The 20,365-nt window shown below is 60.4% G+C and carries 18 protein-coding genes, 1 tRNA gene and 1 pseudogene; 14 read left to right on the forward strand and 6 right to left on the reverse strand.

Annotated features, from left to right (window positions below; all coding sequences use genetic code 11):
- Position 1: 1 nt before the first annotated feature.
- Entirely contained in the window at positions 2-1,195 is a 1,194-nt protein-coding gene (locus TSA1_RS10095; protein ID WP_100176218.1) for an efflux RND transporter periplasmic adaptor subunit, read from the reverse strand.
- Positions 1,196-1,552: 357 nt separating this feature from the next.
- On the opposite strand from TSA1_RS10095, the gene TSA1_RS10100 reads away from it, so the two are divergent.
- The 5 genes from TSA1_RS10100 to TSA1_RS10120 all read left to right on the forward strand — a co-directional run bounded on the left by TSA1_RS10100 (position 1,553) and on the right by TSA1_RS10120 (position 6,376).
- Complete coding sequence (locus TSA1_RS10100) at positions 1,553-2,239, forward strand: response regulator (RefSeq protein WP_100176219.1); 687 nt, start codon at positions 1,553-1,555, stop codon at positions 2,237-2,239.
- Between the two features lie 35 nt (positions 2,240-2,274).
- A complete protein-coding gene (locus TSA1_RS10105) occupies positions 2,275-3,333 on the forward strand; it encodes an ATP-binding protein (protein WP_245448192.1) in 1,059 nt (352 codons plus the stop codon).
- A 334-nt stretch (positions 3,334-3,667) separates the two neighbouring features.
- On the forward strand, positions 3,668-4,342 hold the full coding sequence (locus tag TSA1_RS10110; RefSeq protein WP_100181065.1) for a response regulator: 675 nt from the start codon (positions 3,668-3,670) through the stop codon (positions 4,340-4,342).
- Positions 4,339-5,751: a sensor histidine kinase gene (locus tag TSA1_RS10115; protein WP_100176221.1), complete on the forward strand. Its 1,413-nt coding sequence runs from the start codon at positions 4,339-4,341 to the stop codon at positions 5,749-5,751. Before TSA1_RS10110 ends, TSA1_RS10115 begins: the two co-directional genes overlap by 4 nt.
- Positions 5,752-6,052: 301 nt before the next feature.
- Positions 6,053-6,376 (forward strand): hypothetical protein, encoded by a 324-nt coding sequence (locus TSA1_RS10120; RefSeq protein ID WP_174718840.1) that lies wholly within the window; start codon positions 6,053-6,055, stop codon positions 6,374-6,376.
- Positions 6,377-6,526: 150 nt separating this feature from the next.
- On the opposite strand, the gene TSA1_RS10125 is transcribed toward TSA1_RS10120, so the two are convergent.
- Positions 6,527-7,267, reverse strand: coding sequence for a cytochrome b (locus tag TSA1_RS10125; RefSeq protein WP_245448194.1), 741 nt, complete (start codon positions 7,265-7,267; stop codon positions 6,527-6,529).
- A 115-nt stretch (positions 7,268-7,382) separates the two neighbouring features.
- The gene (locus TSA1_RS10130; protein WP_145984294.1) at positions 7,383-7,745 is read right to left on the reverse strand and encodes a helix-hairpin-helix domain-containing protein; all 363 of its coding nucleotides are present in this window, start codon (positions 7,743-7,745) and stop codon (positions 7,383-7,385) included.
- Between the two features lie 519 nt (positions 7,746-8,264).
- Here TSA1_RS10130 and TSA1_RS10135 point away from each other — a divergent pair.
- Both TSA1_RS10135 and TSA1_RS10140 read left to right on the forward strand, forming a co-directional pair.
- Complete coding sequence (locus TSA1_RS10135; protein WP_100176224.1) at positions 8,265-8,936, forward strand: response regulator; 672 nt, start codon at positions 8,265-8,267, stop codon at positions 8,934-8,936.
- Positions 8,926-10,353 carry a sensor histidine kinase gene (locus TSA1_RS10140; RefSeq protein ID WP_100176225.1) on the forward strand — a complete coding sequence of 476 codons (1,428 nt, stop codon included), beginning with the start codon at positions 8,926-8,928 and terminating at the stop codon, positions 10,351-10,353. Before TSA1_RS10135 ends, TSA1_RS10140 begins: the two co-directional genes overlap by 11 nt.
- A gap of 97 nt (positions 10,354-10,450) precedes the next feature.
- Here the strand turns inward: TSA1_RS10140 and TSA1_RS10145 are convergent, their stop codons facing one another.
- Together TSA1_RS10145 and TSA1_RS10150 are read right to left on the reverse strand one after the other, a co-directional pair.
- Positions 10,451-10,903, reverse strand: a complete 453-nt coding sequence (locus TSA1_RS10145; RefSeq protein ID WP_245448196.1) for an SH3 domain-containing protein — start codon at positions 10,901-10,903, stop codon at positions 10,451-10,453.
- Between the two features lie 219 nt (positions 10,904-11,122).
- Positions 11,123-11,434, reverse strand: a pseudogene (locus TSA1_RS10150) (aminotransferase class III-fold pyridoxal phosphate-dependent enzyme); the annotation flags it as partial.
- Between the two features lie 1,052 nt (positions 11,435-12,486).
- Here TSA1_RS10150 and TSA1_RS39295 point away from each other — a divergent pair.
- Both TSA1_RS39295 and TSA1_RS10155 read left to right on the forward strand, forming a co-directional pair.
- Positions 12,487-12,645 carry a hypothetical protein gene (locus TSA1_RS39295; protein WP_161497212.1) on the forward strand — a complete coding sequence of 53 codons (159 nt, stop codon included), beginning with the start codon at positions 12,487-12,489 and terminating at the stop codon, positions 12,643-12,645.
- Between the two features lie 233 nt (positions 12,646-12,878).
- Positions 12,879-14,987, forward strand: a complete 2,109-nt coding sequence (locus TSA1_RS10155) for a sensor histidine kinase (protein WP_100176227.1) — start codon at positions 12,879-12,881, stop codon at positions 14,985-14,987.
- A gap of 184 nt (positions 14,988-15,171) precedes the next feature.
- Here TSA1_RS10155 and TSA1_RS10160 read toward each other — a convergent pair.
- A tRNA-Pro gene (locus tag TSA1_RS10160) sits at positions 15,172-15,248 on the reverse strand.
- 68 nt (positions 15,249-15,316) lie between these two features.
- Here TSA1_RS10160 and TSA1_RS10165 point away from each other — a divergent pair.
- The 5 genes from TSA1_RS10165 (at position 15,317) to TSA1_RS10185 (ending at position 20,246) form a co-directional block, all read left to right on the forward strand.
- A complete protein-coding gene (locus TSA1_RS10165) occupies positions 15,317-16,306 on the forward strand; it encodes an L-threonylcarbamoyladenylate synthase (protein WP_145984295.1) in 990 nt (329 codons plus the stop codon).
- Positions 16,307-16,328: 22 nt separating this feature from the next.
- Entirely contained in the window at positions 16,329-17,756 is a 1,428-nt protein-coding gene (locus tag TSA1_RS10170) for an FAD-binding oxidoreductase (protein WP_100176229.1), read from the forward strand.
- Positions 17,753-18,190: a GNAT family acetyltransferase gene (locus tag TSA1_RS10175; protein WP_100176230.1), complete on the forward strand. Its 438-nt coding sequence runs from the start codon at positions 17,753-17,755 to the stop codon at positions 18,188-18,190. Before TSA1_RS10170 ends, TSA1_RS10175 begins: the two co-directional genes overlap by 4 nt.
- A 170-nt stretch (positions 18,191-18,360) precedes the next feature.
- Positions 18,361-19,554 carry a hypothetical protein gene (locus tag TSA1_RS10180; RefSeq protein ID WP_100176231.1) on the forward strand — a complete coding sequence of 398 codons (1,194 nt, stop codon included), beginning with the start codon at positions 18,361-18,363 and terminating at the stop codon, positions 19,552-19,554.
- A gap of 110 nt (positions 19,555-19,664) precedes the next feature.
- Positions 19,665-20,246, forward strand: a complete 582-nt coding sequence (locus tag TSA1_RS10185; protein WP_100176232.1) for an NUDIX hydrolase — start codon at positions 19,665-19,667, stop codon at positions 20,244-20,246.
- Positions 20,247-20,365: the final 119 nt, after the last annotated feature.

A 20,365-nucleotide genomic window follows, 5' to 3' on the forward strand; every position in this document is an offset into this window, starting at 1 on the left:
GTCAGCCTTTTGCCTGATCCCTGGATGTCGCTGGCCCTCGCTCGCGCACCTCGCCGGTGGTGTCGTCGATCACGACCTCGGCAGCTTTGGCCTGCTGTCCGACGCGCACGAACTGCAGGCCCTCGACAACGATGCGGTCGCCGTCGCCAACTCCTGCCGTGACGAGCCAGCTATTGCCGATACTTCGCCCAATCGTGAGCACGCGCTCCTCGATCTTGTCCTTTGTGCCGAGAATCAGTGCGGTTGCCTCCCCCTTGACGTTGTGCGTGACGGCGCGCTGCGGGACGAGGAAGCTGTTCGGCGCGACGCCTTCCTCGACGATGGCCCGGACATACATCCCGGGCAGCAGCAGACGCTCGGGATTGGGGAACGCCGCTCGGACAGTGAACGTCCCCGTCGCCGGATTGACATTGGCTTCCGCGAATTCGAGACGACCCGTGACGGGATAGATCGTACCGTTCTCGAGCTTTAACCTGACCCTGACATTCTGGCCCGAGAGCTTGATACGCCCCGCATCGATGGCTTGTCGCAGGTTGAGCAGATTGGTGCTCGACTGGGTGACGTCGACGTAAATCGGGTCGAGCGTGCGGACCGTGGTGAGGGCAATGGCCTGGCCTGCGGTTACCAGAGCACCCGGGGTGAGCGAGGACTTGTCGGTTCGGCCGCCGATCGGCGCCTTGATCGTCGTATAGTCGAGGTTGATCCTCGCGGTGGCGACATTCGCCTTGGCGGTCGCCACGTCAGCTCGGGCCTGGGCCAGCACTGCAACGGCGTCATCGAGATCCTGCTTGCTGACGGCGTTCTGCCTCGCCAGTCCCTGGTATCTATCGACCTTGGCCTGCGCGCTGGGCACCGACGACTCCGCCTTCTGCAAGGCGGCTACGGCGTTATCATGAGCGGCTTGGTAGGGCGCGGGATCGATCTGATAGAGCGGCGTCCCCTCGGCGACCTCGCCTCCCTCCTGGAATAGGCGCTTCAGGATGATCCCCACGACCTGTGGCCGGACTTCCGCCACAAGGGAAGCAACAACGCGACCGGGCAGCTCAGCTGTGATGGCGACAGTCCGCGGATGCAACGTGACAACACGCACCTCGGGACGAGCCGCCGATGCGCTGCCTTTGTCGTTTGATCCGGACTCGCAGCCGGCGAGCGCAAGGACGGCCGTCACCGTGACGATCGTCAACTGAAGATTCATGGATGGACACTTTCAGGACGTGCTTGAGCGCCCCCGTCCGCACCGCGGCAGGCCGTCGAGGCTTCGGCGATGAACTAAGCGCCCGACGTTCGCGGTCCGTGGAGATTTGATGGAGGTTTGATGGAGGCGGCGGGAGGCTGACGGCATCCACTGGATGGGAATAGAAATGCCTTATGGTTCAGTCCACTGCATGGTCTGGCGACGCGTCACCACGCGTCTTTGCGGGAGTTCACAGCAGACGGAAATTCGGCCATATGTTCGGACGGGCCGACCCAAAATTCCGCGGCTCGATCCGACGCACCGCCGAGCCGCGGCTGTGACGCGTGATATGAGCCAGCCAACCAGACCAAACAAGATATGAACGAACTCATCCTTGTCGCCGAAGACGAGCCGGAAATCGTCACGATACTCGAAGCTTATTTGGCGCGGGAAGGATTTCGAACCGTGAGCGCCGCGGATGGCCAGGTCGCGCTCGATCAACATGCAATTCTGAAGCCTGACCTTGTCCTCCTGGACGTGAACATGCCAAAAGTCGACGGTTGGGAAGTGCTGACCGAGTTGCGGCGTCGCGGCGACACGGCTGTGATCATGGTCACGGCGCTCGACGAGGACATCGATCGACTGCAAGGACTGCGTCTCGGCGCCGATGACTACGTCATCAAACCGTTCAATCCCGCGGAGGTCGTCGCCCGCGCGAAGGCGGTCCTGCGGCGGACCAGCGCGTCGGGCAATAGCGCCGTGGTTCGGATTGGCAAGCTCGAGATCGATCTCGAAAGTTATCTCGCCAGGGTCCTGAACGATGACGCGGTGAGATCGCTGTCACTCACGCTCACGGAATTCCGGCTTCTCGCTCACATGGCGAAGTCTCCGATGCGGGCTTTCAGCCGGAGTGAGTTGGTCGACGCCTGCCTTCCTGGTGGTGATGCCCTCGAACGCACCGTCGACAGCCATGTGAGCAATCTGCGCCGCAAGCTCGACGAGGCTGGCGCGTCGGGCATGATGTCCGTCATTCGCGGTATCGGGTATCGGCTGGCGGCGCTATGAAGCGGTATCGACTGAGCCGGCAGATCGCCCTGTCAATGAGCATGGTCGTAGCCATTGCGGTCCTGATCGTTTTCGTCGGCTCGTTCATCTTCTACGCGGTTTACCTGACTTGGTTCCCCCCGCCGCCCGGCCCGCCCCCACTTCTCCCCGAGGCGCCGGACTTCGTATTGATCGCAGTCTTTCTCCTCCTGTGCCTGATCATCGCGATCGTTGCCGCCCTGCGCCTCGCCGAGCGAATCCTTGCTCCCCTGAACTCTGTCGCAGAGGGGGCGCGAAGGATCGCGGCCGGCGATCTGACGGCCCGTGCATCTCCGGGCGACCGGTCGCTGGGCGAAACGGCCCACCTGGTCGACGATTTCAATGCGATGGCGCAGCGATTGGAAGACACCGCGGAGGCCATGGTTTCGTGGAACGCCACCGTCGCACACGAGCTTCGAACTCCGCTGACGATCCTGCGCGGCCGGATTCAAGGTCTCACTGACGGGCTGTTCGAGCCGACCGACGAATTGTTTGGAACTCTATTATGGCAGATTGAAAGCTTGTCGCGGCTGGTCGACGATCTTCGTATCGTTACCTTGTCGGACAGTCGTCGACTTGAGATGCGCTTTGTATTGACGGACGTGGAACAAGACGTGCGCGAGGTGGTGGACGTCATGAGGCCAAGGCTCGTCGGAGCAGGCTTCTCGGTCGAAATGAACACTCGCCCAATCGTTTTGGCTTGCGATAGTGTTCGATTGCGGCAGGCATTGTTGGCCCTCCTCGAGAATGCGCGCCGCTATGCGACGCCGGGGCGTCTTCAGGTCTTGATGAGAGTCGATAGCGACGGCCTCGTCGTAACTGTCGAGGATCAAGGACCGGGTCTCAGTCCGGACTTTGCCCCCCACGCCTTCGACGCGTTCTCGCGGGCAGAGGTCTCGCGCTCGCGGCAACTCGGTGGGTCGGGCCTGGGTCTATCTGTGGTGCGCGCCATCGCGGAGTCTCATAACGGCCGGGCCGCATACAAGGCATCTGCGACCGGCGGCTCAATCTTTGAGATTATTCTGCCTCTCAATGGCGTCACTGATGCCGCGCCATCCCGGTCCATGCAGCCCTGATAGCGGCTAGAGAATAGCATTCAGCCTTTGACGGGTCGTATTGGGCGAGCAACCGCACCCTCCCGGAGCGAAGATCGGTTCAGATCACGTAATACGTCTGCAATCGACAGTCGTGAGTAAGCGGCGGCCTGCAATGTCAGAGGGTTCTCTTTAGGTTAACGAACGGTCACATGGAGTTGGATGACGGAGGCAAAGAATGGCCCATTTTCGAAGCCTGTGGCGCGCAGCTCGGCTACAGGCCGACCGGGAGCCGGCCCAGCCGCCAGATGGCGGTAATCCTATTGTAATGTTACAGTCATCCTTCAGTGCGCCAGGATCGCCGGAGGAGTCTATATTGCGATTACTTGTCATCGAGGACGATGAACAGCTGGGGCCTTGGTTGAAATCCGAACTGGCCGGGACCCTGGGTGGCGCAGATCTCGTCACAACGCTTGACGAGGCTTTGGCGGCGATCTCAGTGCGTCAATTTGACTTGATTGTGGTCGACCGACGTTTACCCGACGGCGATGGCGTCGATCTGCTTGCGCGACTGAAGCAGTTGCAACCGCGGCCCGGAGTGCTCGTTCTGACTGCGCTTGACGATCCAAACGACATCGCGCGCGCGCTTGACGCCGGAGCTGACGATTATCTGGCTAAGCCTTTCGAGCCGATCGAGTTGATTGCGCGCGCCAAGGCGGTCATCCGTCGGCTTCAATTGGATCAAAGGGGCAGGGTGACGGTTGCCAATCTGATGTTCGATGCCACGTCAAGGATGGCTTATATCGACGGTGAGCCACTCGTCATCCCGCGGCGCGAGCTTGCCTTGCTGGAAGCGCTCGCGCGAAGATCCGGGCAAGTCGTTTTGCGGGATACGCTGGAAGCAGCCGCCTACAGCTTTGACGACGAAATCCAGTCGAACGCAATCGATGCGCATATCTCACGATTGCGAAAGCGCTTGCGCGACAATGGTTGTCTAGCGAGCATCAAGCCATTGCGCGGGCTCGGCTACCTCTTGTGCGACACCAGATGAACCGCATTCGCGGCTCGATCACGCTAATCGCCGCAGCGCTTCTGAGCGTTGTGATCGCCGTTGTCCTGACATGTGTGTTGATCCTGCAGTTCAGTCTTTTGGACGACGACGGCACCTTCGCGCATTCCGACGCTGCGACGGCAATCAAGGCCGCGATTGGTCAGGACGAACGCGGAGAGCTGATTATCGACGAGCATAGTCCGAAGGCAGCCAAGGTGACGCCAACGCTCCTGGAGCTCAAACGTATGTTTTCGGGCTTTTGGTACGTCATCTCCGATGGCCGAAGCGTGATCCAGTACGGACCAGTGCCTAAGCGTGTTTTGGCGGGCTTAGCTAACGAGCAGAAGAAGTCGGCGTTTTCTGAATATGCAGTGAACGATACATCGACGCGGCGCTCTCTTTCGGCGGTGGTTGACCAAACGGATGCCGGCGAAACTCTGATCGAGGTCGGCGGAGCCGCCTATAGCCGGTGGCAGATGTTTATGAGCACTGTCCAGGATACTTCGTATATAAGGATACCTATCTTTATCGTGCTCGTGGGCACAATTCTGGCTGCAATTGTAATTGTACCAATGTTGATCGCGCGCCCCGTGCGCCGCGTCGCGGTCGCGGCCGAATTGATTGACGGAACGCGCGAGGGTGTCCGCTTGCCCGAGAAGAGCGCGCCGTTGGAGCTCGTCCCGATGGTCAGCGCTTTCAACCGGGCGCTCGAGCGCATTGACGCGACGACCTCGGCACAGCGTCGTTTTCTGTCCAACTCAGCGCACGAGTTGCGCACGCCGTTGGCACGGGCTCGGACACGGCTGGAGGGGGTCGGCGACAAAGCACTGAAAGCGGCGCTCGTATCCGACTTGCAATCACTGTCTTCGATCATAACAATGCTCCTGCAACTGGCGCGTCTATCCTCGGCGCCGGCGCAGGAAACGGAAATCGATCTCGTCGCAACAGCGAAGCGGATCGCCGCAGAACATGCGCCCAGCGCGTTGGATTCCGGCGTCGAGATCGAATTCTCGGCTCCGGACGGGTCCATCAAAACCTACGGATCCGACCAGGCGATCAGGATTGCGCTCGCCAATATCATTCGCAATGCGCTACAGCATTCCCGGGAAGGTCAGCAGGTTTTGGTGGAAGTGGAGGCTCCGGCGACGGTGCGTGTGATCGACCGCGGTCCGGGAATCGCACCAGGCGACCGATCTGCGGTACTTCAACCTTTCGTGCGCGGCCGTCAGGACGGCGATGGCACTGGACTTGGTCTGGCAATTGTCGCGCAAGTGATGGCTTTGCACAAAGGACTAGTGGCGATCGACGATACGCCTGGCGGCGGTGCCACGATCGTCCTGAGATTTCCATCGGCTGAAGTGTCGTCGAATCCGGCTCGCGACTGCGAGCGCGAAAAAGCACCCACCTAATTTGGCCGCACCGACATGGCCGGCGATTGGACTTGAAGATGCGTCGCACCCCCGGCGCGCTGCCCGGTCCGGAATTTCGGTAGCACTGATTCGACGGCTTCTCACTCACCGTCGATGAACTTGCGCGCATGATAGCGGCTTCGAGTTTCGTCGTCTTCATGCGCCATAGTCGTCATTCGCGAGCATGCCCCGGATGACCGTTGCGGCAAACGTCCGCAGCAGTGACTGCGTAATGTTATGGCAATGCTCCAGGCCCAGCGTCCCAGTGTGACTAACGTCGTCTTCCGACAAGGGAACTCATATGAAGAAGCAAGCATTGATAGGAGCCGCGGCGCTGATCGCCATGACCTCGTTGTCGCCAACACGCGCGCACGCGGGCGATGGCGCAATCGCGGCCGGCATCATTGGCGGCCTCGCAGTCGGCGCACTCGCTGGGAGCGCGATCGCGAATTCGCACCGGGCCCCTGCCTATGTCTATGATGACGAGCCGGTCTATCAGCCGAGGGGTCGTCGCGTCTACAGATATTACGAGGCGCCCTATTATTCCGGCCACGGATATGATTCGGGCTATGGCTACTCTTCGGGGTATCGTGATGGCTACAATGACGCGGCGTCGGATTGGTGAGGCTGGGGGCGTCGTCGCGTAGACGCGCCCTGCAACCGGCCACTGCCCTCGGATCTGGCGATCGCCAGGTCGTCAGTGCCTCCGCCAAGATGGCTGGCGTTCTGCAAAGCAACTTCTCGGTCGCAGAATTGGCGGGAGGCACCTGGCTAGCTATACTCCCGGGGCCGACGAGTGCGGCAGCATGCGGACGAGAATCTTGTCACGCCGAACCAGGTGATGAAACAGGGCCGCGGCTATGTGCAGGCCGACGACAGGCCAGGCAATCCATTTTCCGACGAGATGATGAATGGCGTCGACCGGCGGCTCGAACGCTTCCCAGCCGATCCCGCAGGTGACCTCGATCCAGGCGAACAGCGCCGTTTCACGAAAATTTGGCACCTTGAACAGCGCAAAATCCGTGTCGGCATCCGTGCCGATATAGCCGGTGAGGGGCATCAGGATCATCAGCCCGTAAAGCCCCCAATGCGCCGCTTGCGCAATTCGCTTCTCGAGCTCCGAGGTCTGCGCCTCCTCCGGCTGTACGTTCAGCAGCCGCCAGTACAGACGAGGGACAACCAAGACACCGACGAATATCCCGAGGACCCAATGGATGTTGAGCACCGGCAATGAGTCCGGCGAGCTGTCGTCCATGAACCAGATAACGTAGTAGACGACGACATAAGCACCGATGAAGGCGGCGGCGACAGTCCAATGCAGGAACTTGGCCAAAGCGCCGAATTCCTGCTCCGTATTCTTCCATTGCATCGCGCGATCTCCTTGCGGCCCGCCGTTTTTCCTACGCCGTTGCGTCGATCGCTCGAGCCGACCGGCCGACGGGAGCTCTTCTACGCGGTCAGGGGCGCGAATGGCAAACCTGCGTCGAAGCAGCAGACGTGGCGACCATTTCGCCATGCCGTCGGCATTTTGGGCGCTGGCCTGATGGGGCGCGCATCGCTCAGGTGACTGCTCAGCCCCCCGGATGCACAATGGCTCGCACAGACTGCTGGCCTACGTCCGCGGCGTTCGCTCAGATTGTGACCAGGCTCCTGATCTCGTCTTGCGCAAAGTGCGGAACAAGCCTGCGGTTCACGAAGTCGGTCCAATCCTTGAAATTGGATTTCTTCCGAGACTCGATGATCGCGGTCACGCTGCCGGGACTGAGGCGCGGCAGCTTGCGCAGTTCGGCGGCGGTGGCAATGTTCAGGTCGACCTTTTTGAGCTGACCGAACTCCGTTGGCGGCATTCCGGATCCATCGATCGCATTTTGAGATCGTGTCGAAGATTGCGCGAATGCGGCCACGCTCAGAGCGCCGACGATCGCGAGCGCGAGGCAAGCGAATTTTAGCGGCATGAACTTGCTCCTTTTGCTGGAGAGTACGCTGGACTGCAATGTCTAACGAGCAGGTAGAGGCCAACAGGATTGCAGCACGATTACATTCGCCTCTGACGCACTTTCGAGCTGGCGCTCGTATGCGTGAGAACAAGTCGCATAGCGGCGGGCGTGTCTTACGTGAGTGGTGCGGGGGACGCGCACGATGGTCATCGGTTGGATTACGTTGCGCGTAAGCACCGTCACGCAATCGTGGCAGCAGATCACACTGGTTTCCGGCAGCTTCGGAAGCGCTCTCTAGGCAGTCCACGATTTGTGGTACAACAACGACGGTCGAACGCCCGGCCCCGGGAATATTTCCCGACCCTCGAGGGACTTCTTCCCTGAGATTGCGATGGTATTACGACACGTGTTCTGGGCCGAACTCGAGCGAATGGCCTCTGCCGTGCGTGAGCGAGCATCGACAACGCACCGTTTAGAATGGAATCAAATCGCGGCCTCGGCGGAGGCCACGTAATGTTGCGATAATGTATCGGTAATCGTTGGACCGCACGGTTGGGAGTATCGGGGGCGGATTCAATGCGGGTTCTGGTGGTTGAGGACGACCCAAAGCTGGGCCCCTGGCTATGCGATGTCTTTGCCGGTGTGTTCGGTTCATCCGACATCGTGAGAACGCTGGATGAGGCGCGAGCAGCGGTAACCGTTCGGCCCTTTGACCTCGTCGTGATCGACCGTGGTCTTCCCGACGGCGACGGACTCGATCTTCTGACGGATTTGAGGCGTCAGCATCCGAGCCCCGCGACGTTGGTCCTCACGGCGCTCGATGAGCCGGCCAAGGTCGCCCACGCACTCGACGAGGGGGCCGACGATTACATGTCCAAACCTTTCGCGCCGGTCGAACTGATCGCGCGTGCGAGAGCCGTCCTTCGTCGTCTGCTCTTGGACAAAGGCGCGATCGTCACAATCGCCAATATGAGCTACGATATCGTCAACCGTGCGGTGCACGTCGATCAGAAGCCCATCGTGGTACCACGGCGGGAGCTGGCAATTCTGGAGGCCATGGTGCGCCGTGTCGGTTGGGTTGTTGAGCGCTCAACCCTGGAGCTCGCCGCCTACGGCTTCGAAGACGACATTCAATCCAACGCAATCGAAGCTCATGTCTCTCGCCTACGCCGGCGTCTTCGTGAAGCCAGGTGCAACGTGACGATTCGGCCGATCCGTGGCCTTGGCTATGTGTTGAATGACGAATAGCGACGCGAATCGGTTTGGCTTAAGTCGCATCTTTCGCTCGATCACGCTGACGGCGGCAACGTTGATCGGGGTTGTGACGACCATCATGTTGTTATGTGCCGCTGCTTTGTTGATCCGCCTGGGTGGCGACGACGATGGCACGTGGGCCGCCGCCAACGTGGCCAACACTTTGGCCGCAGCGACAGCACGAAACGACCAAGGTCAACTGATCATCACGCCAACGCCGAAACTGCAGGAGATCATCAGCGAATTCCCGTCGTTTTGGTATGTTGTATCCGACCGGACATCGGAAGTATCCGCCGGACCGGTACCCAAATGGCGACCGAAGAAATCCGAACCGCAACGCAACGGAACGAGCTTTTTTGCATATGCGATTGACGGTGACACAAGAAAACTCAAGAGGATAACCGCCTCGAGGGATACGCCCGTCGGAGAGATCTGGATTGAGACCGGCGGCGTGGCCTTCACCGCCAGGCAGCTCATGCTTGGAACCCTCTCCGAGGCGACGATCGTCATGCTTCCAATTCTTCTTATGCTGATGACAACTGCGCTAGCTGCTCTCGTCTTCGTTCCGGCGCTGATCGCCCGTCCAGTCCGCGCGGTCGCGGCGGCGGCGGAAACCATCGACGGCGTACCCGATGGTCGCCGCCTGCCCGAGGAGAACGCGCCGACGGAATTGTTACCATTGGTCCTGGCATTCAATCGTGCGCTCTCGCGCATCGATAACGCATCGAAGCTGCAGCGGAATTTCTTGTCGAATGCAGCCCACGAGCTTCGAACGCCGCTCACCAATGCGCGCACCGCGCTCGAACAAATCCCGGACGCCGCACTCCGCGCCAGAGTCGTTGCGGAAAACGAAAAGCTGTCGGCGATCATCACGATGTTTCTCCAACTCGCCCGCATTTCCATGGAACCGTCCGAGTTGACTGAAGTCGACCTTGTCGCGCTCACGCGACGAATCGCAGTTGAACACGTACCGATGGCCTTGAAGAACGGCACCAATATCGTGTTCACGGAACCTGGACATCCTGTCCCGGTCTTGGGCTCCGAGACTGCGGTTGCAATCGCGCTTTCGAATCTGATCCGAAATGCAATACTTCATGCGGAATCTGACCGGCCCGTCCTCGTCGAAGTGAGCGAGCCCGCGCGCATTTGCGTCATCGATCACGGCCCGGGCCTGGGATTCTTCAACCCCAACGTTTCGTTTGAGCCATTCAAACGCGGCAACACGGCAGCGCAAGGCATGGGACTTGGTCTCTCGATCGTCTCTCAGGTCGTGGCCACGCATAACGGCAGCGTTCGGATGCAAGAGACGCCTGGTGGCGGAGCGACGGTCGAACTGATTTTCCCTGCCATGCGTGATCATCCCGAACGGTCCGAGCGCGGAACGGTCCAAAGAAAACCAGGCGCGACCTGAGGCTCGTTTTGCGCGCGACTTGCTATCTATTGGCAGCACCTGCCTCGACGAACGGCCCACTGATGTCAGCTCCGTGGGGCTTTTGGTGCGATTGTCATCAGTATTCATTTCCCTCGTAGTCTCCGCCCCAATTATCGCGCCAGCCTGGCGGCGAGCCATCGTCTTCCCAGTGATAACTGCTCCAACGATCCAGATCGTGATAGAAATCGCGATCGCGATAATAATCCCCCCAGTAGTTGATGACGTTGAATGTGACGATCGGTATCTCCACCTGCGCTGCATAGGCCGGCACATAGACGCGACGTTCGTCGTGAACAAACTGGATATGCGCACCCGACGCCCAGCCGCGCATACCGGAAGCGCTTACGTCACACCACGCGTAGCGATCAAGGCAGCCGTGGATTACCAGCCCGGAGCCAGCACCCAACATGCCGACTGCGGGAAACCGAACACTCGGTCCTGAACGGATGTTGAGGTTGACGCCGGAGTACCCGGCCCGACTGGCGGCGCGGACTTCGCCTGCGGCGCAGATGATCGTGAGCAGTGCCATCGCACACACCCTGATCAACGTTCTCATGTAATAACTCCCTTTGACGATACCCGAGGGCGAACAAGACCTACGCTCTCGTGGGAGCGTGGGAAGTGCAGCTACGGGCCCCGCATTACGTCAGGATTACGGGCCAGCTTTGAAGCGCTGCGCTGCAGCTCGCGGGACGATCACGTCAACGCAACGCGCATCCTGGGTCTGGAAGGCACGCCAATTGATGCCGTCACAGATCCGGCGCGCCGCGCGCGCGAACTCTGCGGTCGGAAGCTCCTGGTCGAACCCGAAGTCGTGCCGGAACGCCGAGACCAGGATGCCGGCGAGATCATCACCTGCGGTCTTCGCCGCAGCCTCGAGACCCTCGACGTCATTGAAAGTGAAATATACGAGATGCGCGCGATCCTCCGCGGACACACCGAGCAGCGACGGTAAGCACCACGGCACAGCCGCATGATAAGCCCCCTTGGCGACGAGGATCTTTCGTCGCCCCGTCGCGGCCCTCGCGATGGTGACGCACGTGGTCGTCGCATCGGTGCCGGGGGTCGCCTCGGCTTCGGTCGTCGCAAAGCGCGCACGGTCCAGCCACTGCACAACATGACGTGGAAAATGAACCTGCCTATCGATGCGGCCAAACGTCATCTTGGTGCAGGATCTACCGCCCGGCGCGGAGCCAACGAGACTGGCTCGGCTCGAAGCAAGCTGAGCTCGTGGCAGCTTGGTGGCTGGGTTGGCCACTACCATCAGGAGTACAAAATCGCAGGGAAGCGCAAATTGTCGTGGGAAATCGTAGCTTTGGTAGCGGGAGAGGGACTCGCCCCCCGACCCCAGGATTATGATTCTCGTGTTTAGCTTGTTAGAATCTTATCAGTGCTTGGCGCATCACTGTCGTCGGCCCGCGCCGGCGGAATCCCTCAAACCGCCGATATCGAAGCGTAAGGCCTTCGTTTCCATTGAGGGATTCGAACTGTCACCACGCTTGCCGGGTGGGGGCAACGCACCGACGATTTCCAATCAGCAGGAAACCACCGCTCAGAGGCGCGAGCCTACCAATCACATTGTCGGGAGTAGATCGGCCGCCGGCTGCCACAAACACCGTTTGAAAAACCGTTTTAGTCCGGCCTTCTCAAACGGTTATTCTCGCTAAGATCTTGATTTGTTTGGTGGGCGCACCAGGGCTCGAACCTGGGACCCGCTGATTAAGAGTCTTATTTTTTCGCAGGAAGTACAGTAGCTTAGCTGTAAAAGGCCGCCACAACAGCGCCATTGAAATCAATAGGTTACAGACGGATTGTAAATCGCTCGCTGCGCTTTCGATCACCTGCGACCTCTGCGTCCCGAACGGTTTTTCCTGCTAGAGGCATCTTGAATTTCCAGCATTTTTTGTCGCCGTTTGTACGCGATCTTCCTCATTTGTTCACGTTATTCTTCGGGGGGTATTCGGGGGGTAACGCCTAGTCTCCGTTGAGCCCACTTCAATCTTCTCGGACGCTGATTGCCCACGCGATTTGTGGATTGGTGCTCTTTGTGATGAGGGAACTTCGATCGACTCAGCAAACCTATCGCGGGGGCTTAGCCACAGGAGACCTCTGATGAGCGAACGCGATTGGGAAGAAGAAAAGCGTACCGTTCTTGGTCGGTTGTTCGATGCAGCATTCGGACGCCGGGAAGCCTCTGAAGAAGAGATGGGTCAGGACATCCATTGGCTAGGTACGGTCAACAGACATCTACGCGATGATGACGACGATTAGCTTCCGCCGATCTCCGCCCCACAACGTTACGAGGCCGCCTAGTTGGCGGCCTTTTCCTTATACATCACCTGGCAGGCCGAACCCGGGACAAACTATCCAGTTTGAAAGGGCGATCGGCTTCGCAATGATCTCGCTCTACTGCGTCGCTAAGCAGACCCGTACCGTCAAGCGCCAAGTTTACAATGCAACCTAGGAAGTGCATTGTTTGATTTTTAAACTCATGGGACACCCCGGTGCCGACACTTACCCCCAATATCGAAAATCGAGTTCGGAAGCTCGCCAAACCGTCGAATGCAGCCCAAGGGCTGCAACCTCTGTTCGAGGCGGTTAGCAATTCCGTCTATGCGGTTGAGGATCGGTTTGAAAAGGAAGTTGGCAAGGGAAAAATTTCCATAAGCGTCACGTCGCTTTCGAGTCCGGATAAAATCGAGATTGTGGTGTCTGACAACGGCATTGGTCTCGACACCAACCGGTATGAGGCGTTTTGCACGATCGACACGGATTTCAAGCGCGCCAAAGGTGGCAAAGGCGTTGGTCGCCTGTTTTGGTTGGACGCATTCAAAGAAATCATCGTCGAGAGCGTTTACAACACCACGAACGGGCGATCGCGCAGGGTGTTCTCGTTCGTATTGAATAACAAAGAGCAAATCAGACCTAGCGTCGAAGACCAGCCGGCGGCAGCTCTCTCAATTGGTACAACGATCACATTCCGAGGACTGCGCACGCAGGAGTATGCGGATACGTTTCCAAAGCGCGCAGACACTTTCCTTCGTTACTTCAGCGCACACTTCATTGCTGACTTCTTGATGGGCGACGGTCCAACAATCGAGGTCGACCTCGACGGCGATCTGACCACATATCCACAGGCCGTTGCCGATCTGACCGTCGGGAAGCCGCTGAAAGCGGACTCATTCGAATTGAAGGGGTTTGGGAATTTTTCAATTATCGGATTCACGTGTCGAGCAGAAGCCAGCACGGGCCTCGACGGAAAGCATCAACTGCATCTGCTCGCGAATGGTCGCACCGTCGAAACTCGGAAAGTCGACAATCTCCTTGGAGTGACGAACCTTGAGCGCAACTCAGAGAGAGACTTAGTTTTCCACGGGTGTGTATCGGGTGAGTACCTTGACGCGCGCGTGAATGAGGGGCGAACAGCTTTCAATTTGACAGAGAAGACGCTCAACCAGATCAGCCGCGGCTGTATGGAGAAGGTTCGAACGACGCTACTGCCGGCACAGGTCGAGGCCTATGTTAAGGAGCGACAAGCGAACTATCAGTCCTTCGTTTCTCGATACCCCACTTTTGGATTTGATGATGACGAGACGCAGCTTGAAAGAGTGCCGTTTCACGCGACGACAGCCGAGGAGTTCGCGGCAGGCTTGGTAAAATATCAAATCCGACGCGAAGAAGATCGACAAGACGCACTGCAAACACTTATCGAAGCACTCGATTTGGAGCGCGTACCTGCAAATTTTCAACAGATAGTCATCGATGCTGCAAAAGGCATTCAGGCTTCCGAGCAACTTGCGTTGGCGCAGCACGTCGTTCGACGCAAACTTGCATTGGAACTTCTGGAGAAATTGATAAAACGGATTCGGACTCGTGACGGCAAAGATGATGACCACCACCTCGAAAAGACGCTGCACTCATTCATCGTCCCAATGGGAGTACGTGGTGACAATCCGAAAGAGATTAAGAGTCGTGCTCATGAACTCTGGATTGTAGATGAACGGCTGGCCTTCACGAGGGCGTTCGCTTCGGATAAGCGCCTTGATGCTATACTTGCCAAAGGCGGCTCCGCCGATCGCCCTGATCTCCTACTCTGGGATCTCGCTTACGGCTTAGGTGTCACCGAGTCTGACGAACTGGATTCGGTCAACGTCTCGGAACCGTTGCGCACGGTAATGATCGTGGAGTTCAAGAAGCCGGGCCGCACCTCTTATCCGGCAGCGGAAGATCAACTTGAAAACCAGATCACGAAGTACCTTGCGCAACTGCAAGGTGGAGAAATCGAGTCATTCGACCGTACTAGGGTTCGAGTAGCCCACGACTGCATCTTTCATTGCTATGTTGTGGCCGACATTATCGGTGACTTGAAGCAGCAACTATCAAATTGGGAAACGACGGCGAACGGACAGGGACGCATCCGTCCGCTCAAGAACCAATACCGAGGATCAATTGAAGTCATCCAATGGCAGGACCTTGTTAATGACGCATGGATGCGGAACAACGCGACTTTGCGAGCGGCCGGTCTCAGCCGATCAAGGCCGACGCTCACCACCGGATTGCCTCCTCACTCCGAAGTCTCACGCGAACAGGCTTTCGAGCCAGCAGGCAAATGAACTGACAAGTTCTGACGGACCGGAATAGGTATGCGTGCTGTTTGCATGCAAACGAGCGCAGACATTCTAGGAGGATGTGGTACGAACGGCGCCGAAACCGATCATTTGGCGGCGCGCTTCCACCCAAGAACCCTGCGTTCTTCGGGGGGCAAAAAGCGCTCTCACGCTAAGTGCTTGAAATTGTTGGTCGGAGTGGCAGGATTCGAACCTGCGACCCCTGCGTCCCGAACGCAGTGCTCTACCGGGCTGAGCCACACTCCGACAAGAGGCCGGCTTATAGCGTCGGGTTTGGCGCACCGCAAGCGGCCGAGATGAGGAATTTTGTCCCTGTGAAAACGGGTGTTGAAACGCTGATTTTACCGGCCGGCGCGGCCGGCGCGGAGGCTGCCGCCCGGACCTTGGCCGCCGGCGGGCTGGTCGCGTTTCCGACCGAGACGGTCTACGGGCTCGGCGCGGACGCCGCCAATGCCGCGGCGATCGCCCATCTCTACGCCGCCAAGGGGCGGCCGGCGTTCAATCCGCTGATCGCCCATGTGCCTGATATCGCCGCCGCCCTGCGGATCGGGCGGTTCGACGCGCGCGCCTTGAGGCTGGCCGAGGCGTTCTGGCCGGGGCCGCTGACGCTGGTGGTGCCGAAGACGGAGGGCTGCCCGGTGGCGGAGCTCGCGACCGCCGGCCTCGACACGGTCGCGATCCGCATTCCCGCCCACCCGGTCGCGCAGGCGATCCTGCGCGCCTTCGGCGGGGCGGTGGTGGCGCCGTCCGCCAACATCTCCGGTCACGTCTCGCCGACGCTGGCGGCCCATGTCGAGAGCGACCTGTCGGGCCGGATCGACCTGATCGTCGATGGCGGGCCTGTCACGGTCGGCGTCGAATCGACCATCGTCGGCTGCTTCGAGACGCCGATGCTGCTGCGGCCCGGCGGGCTGTCGCGCGAAAGAATCGAAGCCGTGCTGGGCGCGCCGCTGTCGCGCCCCCCAATGGAGGCCGAGAGCTGTGACAGCCAGCCGCTGGCGCCGGGCATGCTGGCCTCGCATTACGCGCCGCGCGCTGCCGTGCGCCTGCGCGCACAGGAGGTTGCACCCGACGAAGCGCTGCTGGCATTCGGACCAGCGCGCCTGCCTGGCATGGAGGCCGCCACCGCCGTCATGAATCTGTCGCCCACCGGCGATCTCGATGAAGCCGCCGCCAACCTGTTCGGCTATCTTCGCGAGCTGGATGCGAAGGGCCCGCGGGCGATCGCGGTGATGACCATTCCGGAAGACGACCTGGGCGAAGCGATCAACGACCGGTTGCGCCGAGCTGCCGTGGCGAGATGAGAGTGGAAGAAGAGACAAGACAATGAACATCAATCAACCCGCCACGCCTCCGCTTGCCCCCGAGCTGATCGCGCAATTCCGTGAGATCGTCGGCGACAAGCACGCGATCACCGACGCCAACGACATCCAGCCTTACGTCACCGAGGAGCGCAACCTGTTCCACGGCCGCTCGCCGCTGGTGCTGCGCCCGGGCTCGACGGCGGAGGTCTCGGCGATCTGCAAGCTCGCCTCCGCGCACAGGATCGCGCTGGTGCCGCAGGGCGGCAACACCGGGCTGGTCGGCGGGCAGACGCCGCACAACGGCGAGGTGGTGGTGTCGCTGCGGCGGCTCGACAAGATCCGCGAGGTCGACACCGCCTCCAACACCATGACGTGCGAGGCCGGCGTGGTGCTGCAGATCGCGCAAGCGAAGGCCTCCGACGTGGACCGACTGTTTCCGCTGTCGCTGGGCGCGGAAGGCAGCTGCACCATCGGCGGCAACCTCTCCACCAATGCCGGCGGCACCGCCGCGCTCGCCTATGGCGTGGCGCGCGAGATGGCGCTGGGGCTCGAGGTCGTGCTCGCCGACGGGCGTGTGCTCAACGTGCTGTCGAAGCTGAAGAAGGACAACACCGGCTACAATCTGCACAACCTCTTCATCGGCGCCGAAGGCACCCTCGGCATCATCACCGCGGCGACCTTGAGGCTGTTTCCGAAGCCGCGCTCGGTCGAGACCGCCTATGTCGGGCTGAAATCGCCGGCCGCGGCGCTCAAGCTGCTGACGATCGCGCAAGGCGAGGCCGCCAACGCGCTGACGAGTTTCGAGCTGCTGTCGGAGATGGCGGTGGACTTCTCGGTGCGGCACGGCATCGACGTGCGCGATCCGCTCAGCGAGAAGCATCCCTGGTACGTGCTGATGGAGTTGTCTTCGCCGGGCGATGACGCCCGCACCCCGCTGGAGACGATCCTGACGCGCGCCATGGAGGAGGAGATCGTCGACGACGCCGTGATCGCGGCCAGCCTTTCCCAGCGCAACAATTTCTGGAAGCTGCGCGAGGAGATGTCGGCGGCGCAGAAGCCCGAAGGCGGCTCGATCAAGCACGACATTTCGGTGCCGATCGCCGCGGTGCCTGCGTTCATCGAGGAAGCCAACGCCGCCGTGGTCAAGCTGATTCCCGGCGCGCGCCCAGTTCCGTTCGGCCATCTCGGCGACGGCAATCTGCATTACAATGTCAGCCAGCCTGTTGGCGCCGACACCGCCGATTACCTCGCGCGCTGGCATGATGTGAACGCGGTGGTGTTCGAGATCGTGCTGCGCATGGGCGGCTCGATCTCGGCCGAGCACGGCATCGGCGTGCTCAAGCGCGACGAGCTGCCGGAGGTGAAGGACAAGACCGCGATCGAGCTGATGCGCGCGATCAAGGCGATGCTCGATCCGCACGGCATCATGAATCCGGGGAAGGTGCTGTGAGCGCACTTGCGATTGACGCCATCGCCGATGGCGATGTCGAGACCGTCGTCGCGCTGTGGCAGCGCTGCGGCCTGACCCGGCCCTGGAACGATCCGCATGCCGACATCGCGCTGGCGCGGCGGCGCGACAATTCCACCGTGCTGGTCGGCCGCGATGGCGGCGCGATCGTCGCGACCGTCATGGTCGGCCATGACGGCCATCGCGGCTGGGTCTATTACGTCGCGGTCGATCCCGACAGCCAGAAGCGCGGCCATGGCCGCGTCATCATGGCGGCGGCGGAGGACTGGCTGCGCGCGGCCGGAATTTCGAAGCTTCAGCTCCTCGTCCGCCGCGAGAATGCACAGGCCAATGCGTTCTACAACTCGCTGGGGTTCGAGGAATCCACCTCGGTGATGTTCCAGAAGTGGCTCGACGGGCGGGAGCCGACGCCGTAGGGCCTGCTGCAGGTCACACGCGGGAAGAAATCGCTTGCGCACATCTTATAGTTGATGAATCATTCCAGCACCATGGATGAGGCGTCGCCGCGCGTGCCACTATGACTGCGTCGCGCGCAACATCGGAGGCGAGTTTGTAACTGCTTTGACATTTTTCTCGCGGGTGTTTCATGAGCAATTTCCAGAACACCACCCTGATCGCCACGGGCATCATCGCGTCGCTACCCCTGATTCCGGTCGGTCATTACCTGTCGTTCGGCTGGCCGGCACGAAAGCGGCAGATCGTCTCACGCCTGTCCAATCAGTCGATCGGCTACTACAGGATGGCCTTTTGTCCGGAGAGCGATTTCACCGACAATGACGGCTTTGCGAAGGAGTACGACAAGCGGTATGGCCGGCACTTGTTCGCGGCTCCGATCCTCCTGCTCACGATCACGTTGCTCGTCTTCACCTATTTTTGCGTCTTGTGGGTGCTCACGCATGATTGGGCAAGCGCGCAGGAGGGCACTGCGAAGATCGCCATCTTGTCGCTTGCCGGCGCCTATATGTGGATCACTTACGACCTCATATTCCGCGCGCGCCAGAACGACATCGTGACTTCGGACATCAATCGCGCGACGTTGCGTCTGTTGATCTCGCTTCCGTTCGGATTTGCCATCTCAGCGTTTGCCGGCGTCATGACCGGCACGACGGTCACGTTGAGCACGGGCGCTCTGGCCTTCTTCGTTGGCGCCTTTCCGACCGATACGGTGCTCAAATTCATGCGCCGTACTGCCGCAGTGCCGCTGAAACTTGATGCAGACACCGGCGAAGACGGCGTTCAGCAGCTCAAGAAAGTCGACGGCGTCACCGTGCCGGTTGCCGAGCGCTTCATCGACGAGGGCGTGAAGACCCTGGTGCAGCTCGCCTATGCCGATCCGATCGCACTCTCGATCCGGTCCGGGATGGATTTCTCGTTCATCCTGATCTGCTGCAGCCGGGCGATGGTCAGATCGTACTTCGACGACGATCAGATGAAGATCGTACAAAAATACGGACTGCGTAGCGGGTTCGAAGTCAAGACGCTGAACGATACGCTGCTGGCCTATGACGAACTTCAGGAACAAGCGACCGCGAAGGGCGAACCCCAACCAAGCCCGTCGCTGGCCCAGGCAGCGGCGCAGCGCCAGTTGCGGGCATTTGCCAACGCCTTGGCGCTGGACGAGGATTCGATCCGTTTCATCCTTGATCAGATTGCCGAAGATCCGTACACACAGTTCGTGTGGTGGATGTGGCCCGACGTGCCGAAGGCGGACTTGGCCGACGAGGCTGCAACGGACGACACGCAGCCATCGCCCGTTGTCGCTGCGGAACTCGTGCACTAGCTCGTATCAAGAACGACCGAGCTTGCGTCGCGGGTGGCAGGCGCCCGCGCCGGCGCCTTTCTGCAAGCCTTCAGGGCCAGATAGAGTGCCGCAAAGCTTAGGGATATCTCATGACCATTTCCGACCGCGTCCGCATCAAGGACGTCCGCGTGCTTTCGGACGGCTGGACCACGCTGAAGACCACGACGTTCGAGTACCGGCGCGCCAGCGGCGAATGGCAGACGCAGCACCGTGAGACCTATGAGCGCGACAACGCCGCTGCCGTGCTGCCCTACAATCTCGCTGGGCGCACCGTGATCCTGGTGCGCCAGTTCCGCCTGCCGGCCTTCATCCGCGGCTATGACGACCTCTTGATCGAGGCGGCCGCCGGCGTGCTCGACAACGTCGAGCCCGAGGAGCGCATCCGCGCCGAGGCGGAGGAAGAGACCGGCTATCGCCTGCACCACGTCCACAAGGTGTTCGAGGCCTTCATGAGCCCGGGCGCCATCACCGAGAAGCTGCACTTCTTCGTCGCCGAGTACGAGCCTTCGATGCGGGTGAGCGACGGCGGCGGCCTCGCGCACGAGGGCGAGGACATCGAGGTGCTGGAGCTTTCGATCGACGAGGCGCTGGCGATGATTGCCGACGGCCGCATCATCGACGCCAAGGCGATCATGCTGCTGCAATACGCGGCGCTGCACGTGTTCAGGTAGCTGACGCTCTTCACCCTCCCCTGGAGGGGTCCGGGACGAGCGCAGCTCGCCCCGGACCCCTCCAGGGGAGGGTAAGAGGCACCGCGCATGCCGCATCATCCTCATCTGCAATTCTGACC

It is taken from the genome of Bradyrhizobium nitroreducens (assembly GCF_002776695.1).
Lineage (GTDB): Bacteria > Pseudomonadota > Alphaproteobacteria > Rhizobiales > Xanthobacteraceae > Bradyrhizobium > Bradyrhizobium nitroreducens.